The organism is Faecalibacterium sp. I4-3-84 (assembly GCF_023347255.1).
Lineage (GTDB): Bacteria > Bacillota > Clostridia > Oscillospirales > Ruminococcaceae > Faecalibacterium > Faecalibacterium taiwanense.
Map to the genome: position 1 here is coordinate 2,727,102 of NZ_CP094466.1, position 13,447 is coordinate 2,740,548.

General features: G+C 53.7%; 15 protein-coding genes and 1 pseudogene. 12 read left to right on the forward strand and 4 right to left on the reverse strand.

The genetic code is table 11. The annotated features are described in order from the left end of the window. Window positions 1-201: 201 nt before the first annotated feature. The 7 genes and pseudogenes from MTP41_RS13615 to MTP41_RS13645 all read left to right on the forward strand — a co-directional run. Window positions 202-321, forward strand: a pseudogene (locus tag MTP41_RS13615) (recombinase zinc beta ribbon domain-containing protein); the annotation flags it as partial. Window positions 322-363: 42 nt separating this feature from the next. Further along, window positions 364-861 (forward strand): hypothetical protein, encoded by a 498-nt coding sequence (locus MTP41_RS13620; protein ID WP_249235740.1) that lies wholly within the window; start codon window positions 364-366, stop codon window positions 859-861. Next, on the forward strand, window positions 862-2,469 hold the full coding sequence (locus MTP41_RS13625) for a recombinase family protein (protein ID WP_249235741.1): 1,608 nt from the start codon (window positions 862-864) through the stop codon (window positions 2,467-2,469). Then, window positions 2,466-2,861, forward strand: a complete 396-nt coding sequence (locus tag MTP41_RS13630) for a recombinase family protein (protein WP_005934733.1) — start codon at window positions 2,466-2,468, stop codon at window positions 2,859-2,861. Before MTP41_RS13625 ends, MTP41_RS13630 begins: the two co-directional genes overlap by 4 nt. Window positions 2,862-2,887: 26 nt before the next feature. Beyond that, window positions 2,888-4,627: a recombinase family protein gene (locus MTP41_RS13635; protein WP_249235742.1), complete on the forward strand. Its 1,740-nt coding sequence runs from the start codon at window positions 2,888-2,890 to the stop codon at window positions 4,625-4,627. Then, window positions 4,624-5,013, forward strand: coding sequence for a TnpV protein (locus MTP41_RS13640; RefSeq protein WP_097778238.1), 390 nt, complete (start codon window positions 4,624-4,626; stop codon window positions 5,011-5,013). The genes MTP41_RS13635 and MTP41_RS13640 overlap by 4 nt, the downstream gene beginning before the upstream one ends. A 184-nt stretch (window positions 5,014-5,197) precedes the next feature. After that, window positions 5,198-5,422 (forward strand): hypothetical protein, encoded by a 225-nt coding sequence (locus tag MTP41_RS13645; protein ID WP_242959372.1) that lies wholly within the window; start codon window positions 5,198-5,200, stop codon window positions 5,420-5,422. Between the two features lie 17 nt (window positions 5,423-5,439). On the opposite strand, the gene MTP41_RS13650 is transcribed toward MTP41_RS13645, so the two are convergent. The 4 genes from MTP41_RS13650 to MTP41_RS13665 form a co-directional block, all read right to left on the reverse strand. Next, window positions 5,440-5,811 carry a hypothetical protein gene (locus MTP41_RS13650; RefSeq protein ID WP_097778236.1) on the reverse strand — a complete coding sequence of 124 codons (372 nt, stop codon included), beginning with the start codon at window positions 5,809-5,811 and terminating at the stop codon, window positions 5,440-5,442. Between the two features lie 20 nt (window positions 5,812-5,831). Then, window positions 5,832-6,014 carry a transposase gene (locus MTP41_RS13655; protein WP_097778235.1) on the reverse strand — a complete coding sequence of 61 codons (183 nt, stop codon included), beginning with the start codon at window positions 6,012-6,014 and terminating at the stop codon, window positions 5,832-5,834. A gap of 298 nt (window positions 6,015-6,312) precedes the next feature. Next, the gene (locus tag MTP41_RS13660; protein ID WP_097778234.1) at window positions 6,313-7,212 is read right to left on the reverse strand and encodes a hypothetical protein; all 900 of its coding nucleotides are present in this window, start codon (window positions 7,210-7,212) and stop codon (window positions 6,313-6,315) included. A 180-nt stretch (window positions 7,213-7,392) separates the two neighbouring features. Then, on the reverse strand, window positions 7,393-9,708 hold the full coding sequence (locus tag MTP41_RS13665; RefSeq protein WP_097778233.1) for an FAD-binding protein: 2,316 nt from the start codon (window positions 9,706-9,708) through the stop codon (window positions 7,393-7,395). Between the two features lie 224 nt (window positions 9,709-9,932). Here MTP41_RS13665 and MTP41_RS13670 point away from each other — a divergent pair, with 224 nt between their 5' ends. From MTP41_RS13670 to MTP41_RS13690, 5 genes are all read left to right on the forward strand, one after another. Beyond that, complete coding sequence (locus tag MTP41_RS13670; protein ID WP_179859707.1) at window positions 9,933-10,823, forward strand: LysR family transcriptional regulator; 891 nt, start codon at window positions 9,933-9,935, stop codon at window positions 10,821-10,823. A gap of 19 nt (window positions 10,824-10,842) precedes the next feature. After that, the gene (locus MTP41_RS13675; protein WP_343214681.1) at window positions 10,843-11,058 is read left to right on the forward strand and encodes a hypothetical protein; all 216 of its coding nucleotides are present in this window, start codon (window positions 10,843-10,845) and stop codon (window positions 11,056-11,058) included. A gap of 390 nt (window positions 11,059-11,448) precedes the next feature. Then, window positions 11,449-11,997 (forward strand): hypothetical protein, encoded by a 549-nt coding sequence (locus MTP41_RS13680; protein ID WP_249235743.1) that lies wholly within the window; start codon window positions 11,449-11,451, stop codon window positions 11,995-11,997. 636 nt (window positions 11,998-12,633) lie between these two features. Next, the gene (locus MTP41_RS13685; RefSeq protein WP_005939815.1) at window positions 12,634-12,822 is read left to right on the forward strand and encodes an antitoxin VbhA family protein; all 189 of its coding nucleotides are present in this window, start codon (window positions 12,634-12,636) and stop codon (window positions 12,820-12,822) included. A gap of 2 nt (window positions 12,823-12,824) precedes the next feature. Next, window positions 12,825-13,427 (forward strand): Fic/DOC family protein, encoded by a 603-nt coding sequence (locus MTP41_RS13690; RefSeq protein WP_249235744.1) that lies wholly within the window; start codon window positions 12,825-12,827, stop codon window positions 13,425-13,427. Window positions 13,428-13,447 lie beyond the last annotated feature (20 nt).

Genomic DNA, 13,447 nt, shown 5'->3' on the forward strand with positions numbered 1-13,447 from the left:
CGCAGCGAACCCTTGACAAACCGAAGCATTCAAATGCTATCCTGATTTTGCGAGGGCTGGCTGGGCTTGCTTTGCTATCCCCTCCGTCGCCCTCGCTGTGTTTTGACCAGCATTTGAATACTGTTTGTCATGGGCAGCGGTCGGTTAGCGAATTTTCTTGTTTTGGGACTTGACTTTTATTAGCAGGTCTTTGAAGACAAAATCGTCTGCGCAGACTGCGGCAGGAAGCTCTATTTCCATCGCAAGCGTGTTGACAAGCGTAAGGACGGCGCATGGTACGCCTTCTATGAGTGCAGCTCATCCGTCAAGCGCGGCAATCTCTGTACGCCGCACTATACGCGGCAGGACAAACTCGAAGCAGATGTGCTTGCGGCGATCCAGCTTCAAGTCAAGGCGGCTCTCAATTACGACAAGCTGCTTGCCAAACTGAGAAACAGCGAAGGCGAACGCAGCATCCGCGATCAACAGAATGCGCTCATCACAAGCCTGAATCTGAAACTCAGCGGCATCTCCAAGAAACGCACCCGGCTCTACGAGGACTTCACGGAAGGCGTTCTCGATGAAGAGGAATACGCCTTTGCCAAGAAAGCCTACGATGAGCAGTATGTCGATCTTTCACGGCGGTTGGATGAAGCGGTTCAGCGGAAGGTAAAGTTTGCCGAGGCAATGTCCGAGGACAACAAGTGGCTCACGCTGATGAAATCCGTCAGCGGTGCAACGATGCTCTCTCAGGAGTTGGTTGACGAGTCCGTAGAGCTTGTGAAAGTCCATGAGGACGGCTCAATCGAGCTGGTCATGAAATACGGCGATATTTACGCTCTGACCGTTCAGAGTATCAAGGAAGTACAGGAGGCGATGTAAATGAGCAAGGAATTCAACATCGGCATCTACATCCGCCTCTCAATGGCTGATGAAGATACTGGCTATGGCAGCAAGGCGGAAAGTGACAGCATCGGCAACCAACGTATGCTCATCAATCGCTTTCTTGACAATCATCCGGAGCTGTCTCGCTGTCAGCGGTCTGAGTTTGCGGATGACGGTTATACCGGCACGAACTTTCACCGTCCTCAATTCACGCAGATGATGGAGAAGGTCAAGCGCGGCGAAATCGATCTGATCTGCGTCAAAGACTTTTCCCGCTTTTCTCGTGACTACATTGAAACGGGAAACTATCTGGAATGCACTTTCCCATTCATGGGCGTCCGCTTTATCTCTATCAATGATGGCTATGACAGCGACGATTACAAAGGCACAACGGGCGGTCTGGAAGTGGTTATGCGCAGCATCATCTATGCGGCATACAGCAAAGACCTCTCCGTAAAGACCACATCGGCAAAAATCCAGATGATGAAGCAAGGCAAGTATGTCGGTGGCTACGCTCCATACGGCTACGTCCTGCATCCAACCATTCGGAACAAACTTGCCGTAGACCCGGAGGCGGCTGATGTGATCCGTCGTATTTTCCGCGAGGCGCTGGAAGGCAGCAACACCTCTCAGATTGCCCGCAGCCTGAATGATGACGGCATCCCGACGCCGGGGCAATACTTCAAGGGCAAGCATCCCGACAAGAAGAAGTTCAGTAACATGAGCGAGAAAATCAGTTGGGAAACCGTGATGGTCTACAACATCCTCAAAAACCTTGTTTACACCGGAACACTGGTCAGCCGCAAAATGAAGTCCTGCGGTGTCGGCTCAAAAAGGCGTGTTGTCAATGAGCCGATTATCGTAGAAGGTACGCATGAAGCTATTATCAGCAAGGAAGACTTTGAGCTTGCTCAGAAGGTCATTCGAGGCGGAGGTCGGAATCCCACGCGCAAGCAGCATGACTATCCGCTCAAGGGACTCGTCCGCTGCGGTAACTGTAAACGTGCTATGACACGCCGAAAGAACAAGGCTGGCATTCGATACTTCCAGTGCATTCACTCGGTCAACAACGGAAACACAGACTGTCCGGTTGGCAGGAGCTTTCCGGAAATGGATATTGAGAAGGTTGTCTTCCATGCCCTTACTCAGTTTCTTGCTTTGGCACAGAAGGAAGCAATACAGAACCGCGAAGTCGGTGATCTGCGGAAATCTGCCATCAAGGAATGTGCTGATAAAATCCGCACTCTGCAAAAGCAGAACGAGCAGCACAAGGCGTCCAAGCTGAGGCTCTACGAGAAGTATGCAGCCGGAAGCATCACGAAGGAGGCGTACATTCAGCAGAAGGCGACAGCGGATGTGAAGATTGCTGAAAACGATGGAGTAATCCAGCGCAGTCACGAACGGATGAAAGAGCTTGACTCCGAGACCGCCTGTTCAGATGAAAAGCTGGATGCGGTCTGCGAACAGTACGCCGACTGCAAAGCTCTGACCCATGAGCTGACCCACACATTCATTTCTGCGGTCTACATTTACGATCTTGACAACATAGAAATCGTCTGGAAGTTCAAGGACTTCCTCACTACATCAGAAGGAGAAGCCAAATGAAAGTATTTCTTTATATCCGCGTTGCCTGTGCGGATCAGCTTGCGGCAGCAGACCAGCGGGAAGAGCTGGAACGCTATGCGAAGGACAAAGGCTATGAGGTGGCTGCTGCTGTGGCGGCAGACGGCATCTCCGGCGTCCATACGGAAGGTATCATGAACTTCCTGCTGAACGAAGCAAAGCGTCAGGACATCGGTACGATCCTCACCCGCGACACCTCGCGAATCAGCCGGGACACTTCCTCTTTCATGAGGTTTGAGCGAAAGTTCCGGGAGAACGGCATCCGGTTCGAGTATCTGTCCAAGCCTGACAACGAGCTTCCGGTCACTCCGATGATGGAGGCGTTTGAAGCGGCGTATAAGAAACGTCGCACAAAGAACGGCAAAAGAGCATAGAGAAAACTCAAGCCGTTCATGGGTGGTTGTCCACCTATGAACGGCTTGTAAATTCTCAAAATTTTTTTAGTCCCTACTTGACACAAGAAGACATGAGCCGTTTTGGACGGAACTATCTGGAAGTTGGATTTTACACCGAAATTCAGTTTCCCTCAAAAGGTGTTCGGTTCATTGCCATCAATAATAATGTAGACAGTGCCAATCCAACAGACAACGACTTCACGCCCTTTCTGAACATTATGAACGAGTGGTACGCCAAAGACACCAGCAACAAAATTCGTGCGGTGTTCAAATCCCGGATGCAGGACGGAAAACGATGCAGCGGCAGTATCCCATATGGGTACAAACGGATTCCCGGTGATAAGCAGACTCTCTATGTGGACGAAGAAGCCGCTGCCGTTGTTTATAAGATTTTTGAGATGGCCGCAAACGGTTCCAGTATGGCTAAAATTGCGCAGACGCTTTCCGATGAAAAGGTTTTGATTCCATCGGCGTATGAAGAACAACATGGTTCAAAAGCTGCACAATTCCATTCGTATCACGATCCGTATCGCTGGAACACTACCACCATCACTTATATTCTTGACCGTCAAGAGTATCTTGGGCATACGGTGCTGCGCAAAAGTATTCGTGAAAACTTCAAACTGAAAAAACGCCGTGCAGCCACGCCAGAAGAACAAATGATTTTCAGGGACACCCATGAAGCTATCATTGACCAAGAAACATGGGATAAGGCACAACGCCTTCGGAAACGTTGCCCGAAAAGACTGCCGGATGGGACATATACACATCGGCTGTCGGGTATGGTTTTCTGTGCTGACTGCGGTTCCCGGATGAGCTTTTCCAGTCCTGAAGCAAAACACCGGGATTCTGGGGTGGTATATGATTCGGATTCCTCGTGGCAATGCAGCAAGTACCGCAATATGTACACTTCCTGCACGTCCCATTTTATAAAAACCTCGACGATTGAAGCCGCCATTCTGGAGGCAATAAAAGCAATGGCGCAAAAAGTTCTTGAGGATGAAGCGGAATTTGCAGAACAGCTTCGGGCATTATGGGAAAGCCAGAATAACCAATCTTCCAATGAGTTCAAAAAAGAACTACTCGCTGTGCAAAAGAGAATGGATGAGCTTGATACGTTGATTCGCAGCCTATATGAAAGCAGCGTTATGGGAAAAATTCCGGAGCGTCAATTTCAACGACTGATGGCACAGTACGATGAAGAACAAACAGGCTGTGAAACCCGTATGGCAGAACTGAAAAAAGAACTGGATAATACGGAAACGACCAAAGTTGATTTGAAACGCTTTATCAAACTGATTCGGAAATATAAAGATTGCGAAGTTCTGACCGATGATATGCTGTACGAGCTGGTAGAAAAAGTGGTTATCCATTCCGCATCCGGCGGACGGACGATCTGCCGTCAACAGAAAATCGACATTTATTTCAACTTCATTGGCGATACTTTTCCCAGCCAAATCGAGATCAACCACGATGATGTGAAAAAGATTACAGAGCAGCAGATAGCCAAGCGTAAAAAGTACCAAAAAACATCTGGAGAAAACCGCAAGAAAAAACGAGCGGCTTTGAGAGAAGCTGCTAAAACTGACCCGCAGGCAGCAGCCGAATACGAAGCACTCTTGCAGAAAAACCGGGAACGCTGCCGCCAATATGCCCAAAAGAAAAAGCTGGCTCAACAAGAGCTTGTCGATAAAACCGCACTTCAATTTGAACCAACCGATGAACTGAAAGGAGAATCCGCATGATCGAACTTGAAAAATCCACCCATGACAACGCCAACGGTCTGGACTACACCCTTGTCAACGACCACTATCTGCCGAACCTGACCGTGGCAGCTCCGGCAGAGCAGCATCCCACCGGGCGGTGGGGCCGCTTACATAAGAAATATCTGGAAGAACACCATCCCGTCCGGTACAATCAACTGCTCCTGTCCGGTGAGCTGGGCAGCTACCTTGCCAGTCTGGACAAACAGGCAGACGAGCAGCTTTCCCTTATTATCAGGCAGATGCAGGATGCAGAGGGTGTGACCGAAGCCCTGAAAGCTGAAAATCAATTGGAATGGGTGCGCCAGATGAACAGCATCCGCAGCCGTGCTGAGGAAATCATCAAGACCGAGCTGATTTTTGTCTAATACAATATCGCATCTCCGACCGCCCTGCACGACTGCAAGGCGGTCTTTTCGTTACATCCGGTCTGCACACAGCAGGCCCTTTTCGTCCGTTCCGAGATGGAGTGCTATGCCGGGATGCAGAAGCTGGCGCAGGACATTGAGAGCGATGAGGACTGGGAGCCTACGATTTTTGAGGAGGACAAAGATGACGAACTCGTTGACGATGTTTAAGCTGGAAACCATGATCTATGCCAGCGAGGACGGAACAAGCAGAGTGTTTACGCTGAATCCTGACTTGCAGAAACAGCTTACCGACCTTGCTATGCAGCACCCGGAGGTGTGCCACCGCAAGGCAAAGGGCGAAGCTGGCGGGGTAACGTATCAGGTCAGGGGTGCCGTACTGGCTATCCAGCCCGTACGGGGCTCCTGAAAGCGATAACCGATCTGCTATGGTAAAATAATCTCCAATCGGCTACCGTATCCCTGCAAGTCATCATTGGTTTGTGTACCGGAATCCGTGCGGTTGGAAAAGGCAGCAACACCGGTAATGTATTCGCTGTTGACCGCAAGCTGGACATTGTAGGCCGGTTTCAGCTGGCCGTTCCCCATGTGGTCTTCTTTCATCCGCATGAATGTGGTGTCCTTGTCGGTTTTGGACATACTTCTGCGGTTATTTCCAATGGCGAACAGCTTGTCCTCGTACTCTGTCCATTTCGTCCACAGGCTGTCCAGCTTTTCATACCGCTTTTGCCATTCGCTCTTGCGCTTTCCGATCCCATGAACAAATTCTGCATTTGGAGGAAGCTGCTTGTCCGCCAACTCTTGCAGTTTCTTTCGGGTCAGATTGCCTTTTCCACCGCATCCTTTGCTTTGCCGCTCCGAAACCGGGCAAACGAAGAATAGTCCGGCACCTTTTCTCCTTGAAGAAGCCAGATGAAGTCGATATTCTTGCGGCACGCAAGCTCCAGCTTTCGGGTGGAATAGATGCCGCACATATAGCCGTACACCAATAGCTTGAACATGATCCGGGGTTCTGCTGCCGATTTTCTTCCTCTCCAAGAATACGCCTGATACAGTTTCCTGTAATCCAGTTCCTCAAGCTGGGCGTTGGCTACATACACCGGTTCATGTTCATCTATTAAAATATTTTCGCTTATTGATAGGGTCAGCTGTTGATATATGCCGCCCTTCCTGTATACTGTTCCTGTTGTAGGTGGTTCATGACAGTTTCAGCTTACAACGAGAAAATGAGATAGGCAACCCCTTTCGGGGAAGTCTATCTCACTTTTTGTTTGGGGCTATTTTGCAACAGCCCCATCCTTATTCCTCCGGCTGTGCCGGAACAGTGGAAACTGTGATTTGCTCGTAGTCTGCGCTGTGGGCAAGGTAGGTGTTCAGGTCGGATGTATTGGCGGTGATCATGCCGTCCAGCCGGGTATAGGCCGAAAGGCCGAAGGCCAGCACGTCCATGCCATTGGCTGCACTCTGCCAGAACTTGTCCTCACAGCCGGGCTTTGCCCAGCGCCGGGGCAGGTACTGCACAAAGCCCGCCTCGGTGAGCAGCTGGGCTGCCTCGTCCAGCTGGGCTTGGGCTGCCGCATCGTCCAGCATATCTGCTCCGGCACAGCGCTGTAGCAGCACATGGCACACCGGCCGTCGGGTGACTTCCAGCACCGAGTGCCGGAAACCCCAGCGGGACACGGTCTTTTTGCCGTACAGCAGCACAAAGCCCATGCTGTCGCGGCGGTCGGCCCGCAGGAAACCGTGGGTGATGTAGGGCATCTGCTCGGAATAGTTGAGGGTGTCCAGTGTGCAGAAATCCAGCGGCTCCAGCGAATAAAGCTCCAGATCATAGCGGGTGACGTGGGAGCGGTTATAGAAGGGCATGTTGGCACCGTTGATGTCCGCCGGGCAGGTGCGCATGGTCACCGGGGCGTCCTCTGCCACATGATAGCAGCTGCGGATGAGCCGCAGCAGGTGGTCCAGATCACTGCCATTGATGATGGAGGCAGAACCCCCGCCCAGACGGATGGCCTGCACCTCGCAGTCGGCCAGGTCGGCGGCGTTGGCCTTGAGCTCCAGCGCTATGGCCAGCACATACCGGTGCAGCAGTTCGGTGTTGTGGCCCTCGATGAGGGTGCGCCCGCAGAAGGAAGGCTTGCGGGTGATAAAGGGAAAATTGAGCTTCATCACGACCGGATGCAGCGTTGTCGTCTCCATGTTTGTTTCAAACCTCCGCATAACAGCAATGCCGCGCCGGGGCAGGCAGATGCCCGGCCCCGGCGCGGCACCGAGAAGAAAAAAAGAAAACCGATTGTGTGGAACGCACACGGTGCCGTCAGAGCAAAACCTGTTCTGGTCTTATTCTACCGGGCGCGTGCGGTTTTGGCAAGTAAAAGATCAGGCCTTTGCCTGTGCGATGCAGTCGGCCACAGCCTCCTGCACAGCCTTGACCGAGAAGCTCAGGGTGGAAGAGGTGATGGCATCCACGCTGGTGTCGCCCTGGCTGTCCACCACGGCAGCGGCCATGCTGCTGCGCAGGTCGTCCTTCATCAGGTCACCATTGCCGGAAGATGTGATCTTGCAGTCGGTGATGGCGTCCTCGCTGAAGGTCATGGTGACGGTCACGGTGCTGTAGCCGGAGTTCTTGGAAGCGGTGTAGGTGCCGGCATAGTACTGGCCGTTAGTGGTGCGCTCATCAGAGCCGTTCTCACCGCCGCCGATACCGTTGTCCAGATCGTTCTTGACGTACTCGGCAGCCAGGTAACCGGTCACGAAAGCGCTGCCGCAGCTGTTGCCTGCGGTGGGGGTGTGGTACTGCACACCGTAGCGCTGGCCGCAGCAGTTGCCGACAGCGTACAGGCCGGGGATGGGAGCCTTGGCACCGGTCAGGACGCGGTACTCACCATCGGTGCAGACTGCAGCGTGCTGGCACAGGCCGCCGGAGGGGTTGCCGCCGGTGACGGAGGAAGCTGCGAAGAACGGAGGATCCTGGATCTTGAAGTGCATCATGGATGCGTCTGCGCCCCAGTCGGAGTCGTAACCGGCATCGCACATCTCGTTCCAGTGCTTGACCTCGTCCAGGAAGCCCTGCTTTGCGTCGCCCTCATAGCCCATGATGTCGGCCAGCTCTTCCAGCGTGTCGGCAGCATACAGGGTGGTGGGGTCGTTGCCGTAGCGGGCAAAGGCCTGCACGGAGAAGCCGTCGGGGCCGGTCTTGTAGTTGGCCATATCCTTGCGGACCTTCTCCAGCATGTAGTCGTTGCTGCGGTCCATGGCCTGATGGTCGTATGCCTGATACTCGCAGTAAGCATCCCAGTTGGAGTCGGTGACGCAGACCATCTTCTGGCCTTCCGGCATCATATCCAGGTAGCCCACGGAGCCGTGGCGGGTGATGGTCTCGTTGAAGAAACGCTTGCCGTCATTGCCGAAGATGGGCCAGATGCCGCCGAAGGGGAAGGACGGGCGGCTGTTGATGCCGGCTGCCTGGCCTGCACGGGGGCCGGCCTCCATGGTAGCGCCTGCCCACAGCATCATGCGGATGCCGGAACCGTCACGGCCCATGGAAGAAATGTTGTTCACGTCGGTGCGGTCCTTGCCGTAGGACCATGCCAGGTTGCGCAGGGTGTCGCACAGATCCAGACGCATATCCGGGTTGCCGCCGAAGTCGCCGGCTGCCACGATGACAGCATCGGCATTGACCTGGAAGTACTTGCCGTCGATATCGGTGAAGATCGCGCCGGTGACCTTGCCGTTCTCGTGCACGAGGGTCAGACCCTGTGCGCCGTAGATGTACTCACAGCCCTTCTCCACAGCCTTCTGCTGCAGCAGACGGACGGTGTACGGCCACATATTGTTGTTGGTGTTGGTCTCGGTGCCGGTATCACGCCACTGGGTCATGCCCACATAGTAGTAGCTGTGGCTGCAGGGGTTCTGGAAGTGCTTGTTGCCCTTGTAGTTCACAGCGTGTGCGTACTTTGCAACGTAGTCGGGGTCCAGCTCAGCCAGCATCCAGTCCAGTGCCTCGCCGGAACGGGTGGCGTAATCCTTGACGATCTTCTGGTTGGCGTGGCCCAGAGCCTTGACCATGTACTCGGTGAAGATGTCCATGGGGTCGTACTTCTCGGCACCCTTGTTCAGGAAGAACTTGGAGTTGTAGGTGGTCAGGTCGCAGGCATAGTTGTCGTACTCTTCCCAGGTCTGCACTTCGCAGCAGATGGTGTTCAGGCCCTCTTCTGCGCAGCGCAGGGCGGCGGCAGTACCGGCCTGACCGGCACCGATGACCAGAACTTCGCAGTCCTTGGTGTACTCGACCTTGTCGGCCAGCTGGGGCTCATCGCCCAGCCAGGCGGGCTTGTTGTTCATGAACTGCTCTTCCGGAATGTTCAGAGGATCGACCATACCGACCATCATGGAGCCCATGATGTCGCCGTTGCCCTTCTGCTCAATGTACTCTTCCGGGGTCTCGGGAGCCTTGGCGTCCGGGTTGGAGCGGCGGTTGGCCTGCGAGTAGCTGGTGGCAAAGATGTCGTCCCAGGTGATGGCGGAAGCAGCGGCTGCGGGCTGCTCGGAGGCAGCGGCAGAGCTTGCCACGGAGGAAGCGGCGGCGCTGCTGGCTGCGTTGTTGGAGCAGCCGGACAGTGCGCCTGCAGCGGCAGCGCCCAGAGCGCTGAGAGCCGATGCACGGATGAAGTTTCTGCGCGAGATCTTGTTCATAGTGCGGAATCCTTTCTTTTCTCTTCTTGTCTTCTTTTTTCAAAACATTTTGCTGCACAGGGCACAGTTTGATGTTTTTTTGACGATATTTATTATAGTTAAATCTTTACCAAAAGAGAAATTCAATTTTCCGGTTTGCAGTTATGGACTTCTTCTATAAGTTCATTGACCTTCCATTGCAGTTTTGTTACAATGGGGAAAACACCGGAAAGGAGATGCCCCGCATGACTGATCGGCAGATCCGCTGTTTTCTGTCCCTGTATGAAACGCTGAATTTTTCGGCTGCCGCGCGGCAGCTGTTCCTCACCCAGCCCACCCTGAGTTACCAGATCCGCAGTCTGGAGGACGAGCTGGGCGTCCCGCTGTTCACCCGCACCACCTGCCGGGTGGAACCCACCGAGGCCGGGCATCTGTTTGCCGCCTTTGCCCAGAGCGTCCGGCAGAGCTATCAGGGCTTCCAGCAGGCACTGGCTGCCGGGCCGACCCGGCACGAAAAACTGGTGCTGCAAGTGCCGCTGACCATGGCGTCGCGGGATCTCGTGTACCACGACCTGCTCCTGGCGCTGAACCAGGCACTGCCGGACTGTGACCTGGAAGTGCACACCGACACCTCCTGTGCCTCCCCGGAGGAGGTGCTGGAAAGCGGTGTGGACGCCCTGATTCAGATGCTGATGGCCCCGGTGAGCGGCACCATCGAGTGCCTGCCGTTGTTCGACACCAAGTGCCATCTGCTGGTAAGCCCCGGCAGCCCGCTGAGCGTCTGCGGTGACCTGACACCCGACCAGCTGACGGGGCAGACCGTCTGCTTCGAGAGCTGCGACGCGGTGTTCGCGTCCATGGTGCGGCGCTGCATGGAAGAAGTCCCCCTGCGGTGGCTCATGGTGCCTGACTTCGAGAAGGAATACGTCCGGATGCTGGCCGGCAAATGCCTGTTCCTCAGCCCAGTGCGCAGCCACGGTTACCCGCCGGAGTGGTTCCACCCGTTGCAGTTCCCCTTCCCGCCGTCGCCCACCTGCCTGTTCACCCGCAAGGACGACACCCGCCCCTGCCTGCAGATCCTGCAGCAGCTGACCCTTGCCGAGCACCGGCGCGCCGTGGCAGACGGCCGCCTGTAAGCCCCGGCACATCACATTTATGCTGTTCCAAGACTGCACCGGCTGGTGCAAGGCCCACGGCAAGACCATCGGCCAGCTGAAAAAGGCTGGCTGGAACGTGGGCGCCGCCTGGCAGAACGGCCGGATGTTCCACGGCCCCTGCGCCATCCGCATGAATCTGGCCCTGCCGCTCTCCTGCGTGCAGGAAGCCTTTGCCCGGCTGGACAAATACGTATTCAACGGCGAGTGGGTGTAAATCTCATTTTCCCTGTAAAAACAGCAAAGAGCCGCCCCGGATGGGGCGGCCTTTTCTGTCTGCCGGAAACAAAAAACGGAACCACACTGCGCTTTGCAATGCAGTCCCGGCCTGAAAACTCACTGACCCTGCTCGTCCACGACCTTCAGGCCCTGGGTCTGCTCGATCTCGGTCAGCATCCACAATCGTGCCGATGTGTTATATTGCGCCAGCTTCCCGCCATGGGAGGCTGGCGTTTTTGCGCTTTTAAGGGCAAGGTGTCGTGGGCCACCACGATCCTTTTTGTCCGAATGCTCACATTCCGTAAAATAACTGGAGGATTATTGATAATGAAATCCGGGTGACTGCGATGGGCAGTCCGGCTACGGTGTTTCCAAGCTGGATTCCATTGTGGAAGAAGTTGTCCGGCAGATCTTCGCACAGTTCCGGGAGGTTTCCCGGAAGAAGCTGCTGGAATCGGTCAAGACCAACGATGCCGCTCGCATCCAGAAGAAGGTCAAGAAAATCCAGAAAGACTTGGAAAGCAAGCAGAAAGAACTGGACGACCTGAAAGCCGAAACCATCCTCGTCATCCGGGGCGTAAGTGCCTTGGACAAAGAACTGCTCGGCACACTGGTAGCCGAGGCAAGAGAGACTTTGGAAACTCTGGAAAAGCAGCTCGTGCAGGCACAGGAAGAATACGAAGAAGCCACCAAAACGGCAAAGCGCAGCAACTACATCTGCAACGAGCTGTTTACATGGGCGGATGTGTACGACACCGCCAACCACGATGAACGCCGCGCTATCTTGCAGCAGTTCATTACGGAGATTCGTGTCCGAAAAGACTACGAAATCTCGATCACCCTGAACGCCAGCTTCAACCAAGTGGAACAGCTCAAGGCTGTGTCAACCTACGATGGTGCGGAAATTTTTGAAGAAATTTCCGAGAAGGGGGCATAAAAGCGATGCGCTTGCCCGCAGCACTCTGCAAAATGCAAAGAAAGAAGCGTGAAACCGATGGATTTTCAAAAAGTACATGGATGACCCCGCCCGGTTCGCATCCGACTTCAGGGTTCGGAGCCCGGCACGGTCTGCCAAAGTTTTTTAGGCATAAAAAACGCCGCATCGTACAAAACGATGCGGCAAATTGGTGGACCTAGAGGGATTCGAACCCTTGACCTCTCGGATGCGAACCGAACGCTCTCCCAACAGTCTCGCTTTTGTGCACACCTTATGCACCGTGAGAAAAGAAAAATCAACGTATATTCGTCCATATAAAACGACCTGCCATCCCAACGGCCTTTCTTGGTCGCAAGTATGGTTTCCAATCCGCTGATTTTCAAAAGAAAGCGATTTGGGATGTAATATGGTTGGCGGACAAGTGAGCTACAGGCCCTTGAGATATAGCTCACATGGGGTTCAGATGTATCGCATCCCAATTCACAATAAAATACGATATACCGTAAAAGCGCAACTTCAACTTTGAATGAATGGAAGCTGCGCTTTTTACATTTGACAACAAGTTGTAGATTGACAATAGGACTCATACACGATAAACTTTATATAGTATTATGTAGATCAGAAGGAGGCCAAACCATGAGCGTCAAGTACACTACCCCTGCCCAGCACAAGAGTAATCTCCGCAATGTGTACGGCACCTTTGCCATTGAGGGCATGACCATCAGCAAAGATACACGCAGCAACCTTGATCGCATTGGCAGCGGTCAGGCCAGCTATCAACAGGTCGTGAATGAACTGCGTGCAAAGTACGCAAAGAAGGGCTGATTATGTTCACGAAGTATGATGTCTACACCACAGTGCAGTCCATGTACTGCTACCCGGATACGGATGTTCTGATCAACAAGCTGGACATCCGTGACAAAGCAGAACTTAAACAGGCCGAAGAAGAATTTACTGCAGTCAAGCAGATGGCTCTGTTGCAGGAGCCAATCAAGGGACGGTTTACCAAAACTCACCTGTTTCGGATTCATCGCTTCCTTTTTGAAGATGTGTATCCGTTTGCAGGGCACATCCGTAAGGAACAGATCAGCAAGGGTGACACGATGTTCTACCCTCCAGACCTGATTGACCGAGAATTGGAGCGCGTGTTCAAGAATATTCGCTCCAAAAAGCTGCTTGCCGAGCGTAATGAAGAAAAGCAGATTCAAAATCTGTCGCAGACGATGGCGGAACTGAACATTATCCATCCTTTCCGTGAGGGAAATGGCCGCAGCACCCGTGAATTGATTCGCTGCATGGCATTAGAATATGGTCTGCATATTAACTGGGGCAACACTGACCGAGAAACTTTGATCAACGCTGCAATTGCTGCCGTAGATGATGATATGGCATTCTGTGATATTCTTAGGCAGTGTATGGAATACCTATGAAAGTACCAAGAGGGTGCATG

Bases quoted from the DNA above. Each gene is read 5' to 3' on its own strand.
- MTP41_RS13630 (WP_005934733.1), top strand. From the start codon at position 2,466: ATGAAAGTATTTCTTTATATCCGCGTTGCCTGTGCGGATCAGCTTGCG.
- MTP41_RS13645 (WP_242959372.1), top strand. From the start codon at position 5,198: ATGACGAACTCGTTGACGATGTTTAAGCTGGAAACCATGATCTATGCC.
- MTP41_RS13655 (WP_097778235.1), bottom strand. From the start codon at position 6,014: ATGTTCAAGCTATTGGTGTACGGCTATATGTGCGGCATCTATTCCACC.
- MTP41_RS13675 (WP_343214681.1), top strand. From the start codon at position 10,843: ATGCTGTTCCAAGACTGCACCGGCTGGTGCAAGGCCCACGGCAAGACC.
- MTP41_RS13625 (WP_249235741.1), top strand. From the start codon at position 862: ATGAGCAAGGAATTCAACATCGGCATCTACATCCGCCTCTCAATGGCT.
- MTP41_RS13690 (WP_249235744.1), top strand. From the start codon at position 12,825: ATGTTCACGAAGTATGATGTCTACACCACAGTGCAGTCCATGTACTGC.
- MTP41_RS13660 (WP_097778234.1), bottom strand. From the start codon at position 7,212: ATGGAGACGACAACGCTGCATCCGGTCGTGATGAAGCTCAATTTTCCC.
- MTP41_RS13640 (WP_097778238.1), top strand. From the start codon at position 4,624: ATGATCGAACTTGAAAAATCCACCCATGACAACGCCAACGGTCTGGAC.
- MTP41_RS13670 (WP_179859707.1), top strand. From the start codon at position 9,933: ATGACTGATCGGCAGATCCGCTGTTTTCTGTCCCTGTATGAAACGCTG.
- MTP41_RS13665 (WP_097778233.1), bottom strand. From the start codon at position 9,708: ATGAACAAGATCTCGCGCAGAAACTTCATCCGTGCATCGGCTCTCAGC.
- MTP41_RS13685 (WP_005939815.1), top strand. From the start codon at position 12,634: ATGAGCGTCAAGTACACTACCCCTGCCCAGCACAAGAGTAATCTCCGC.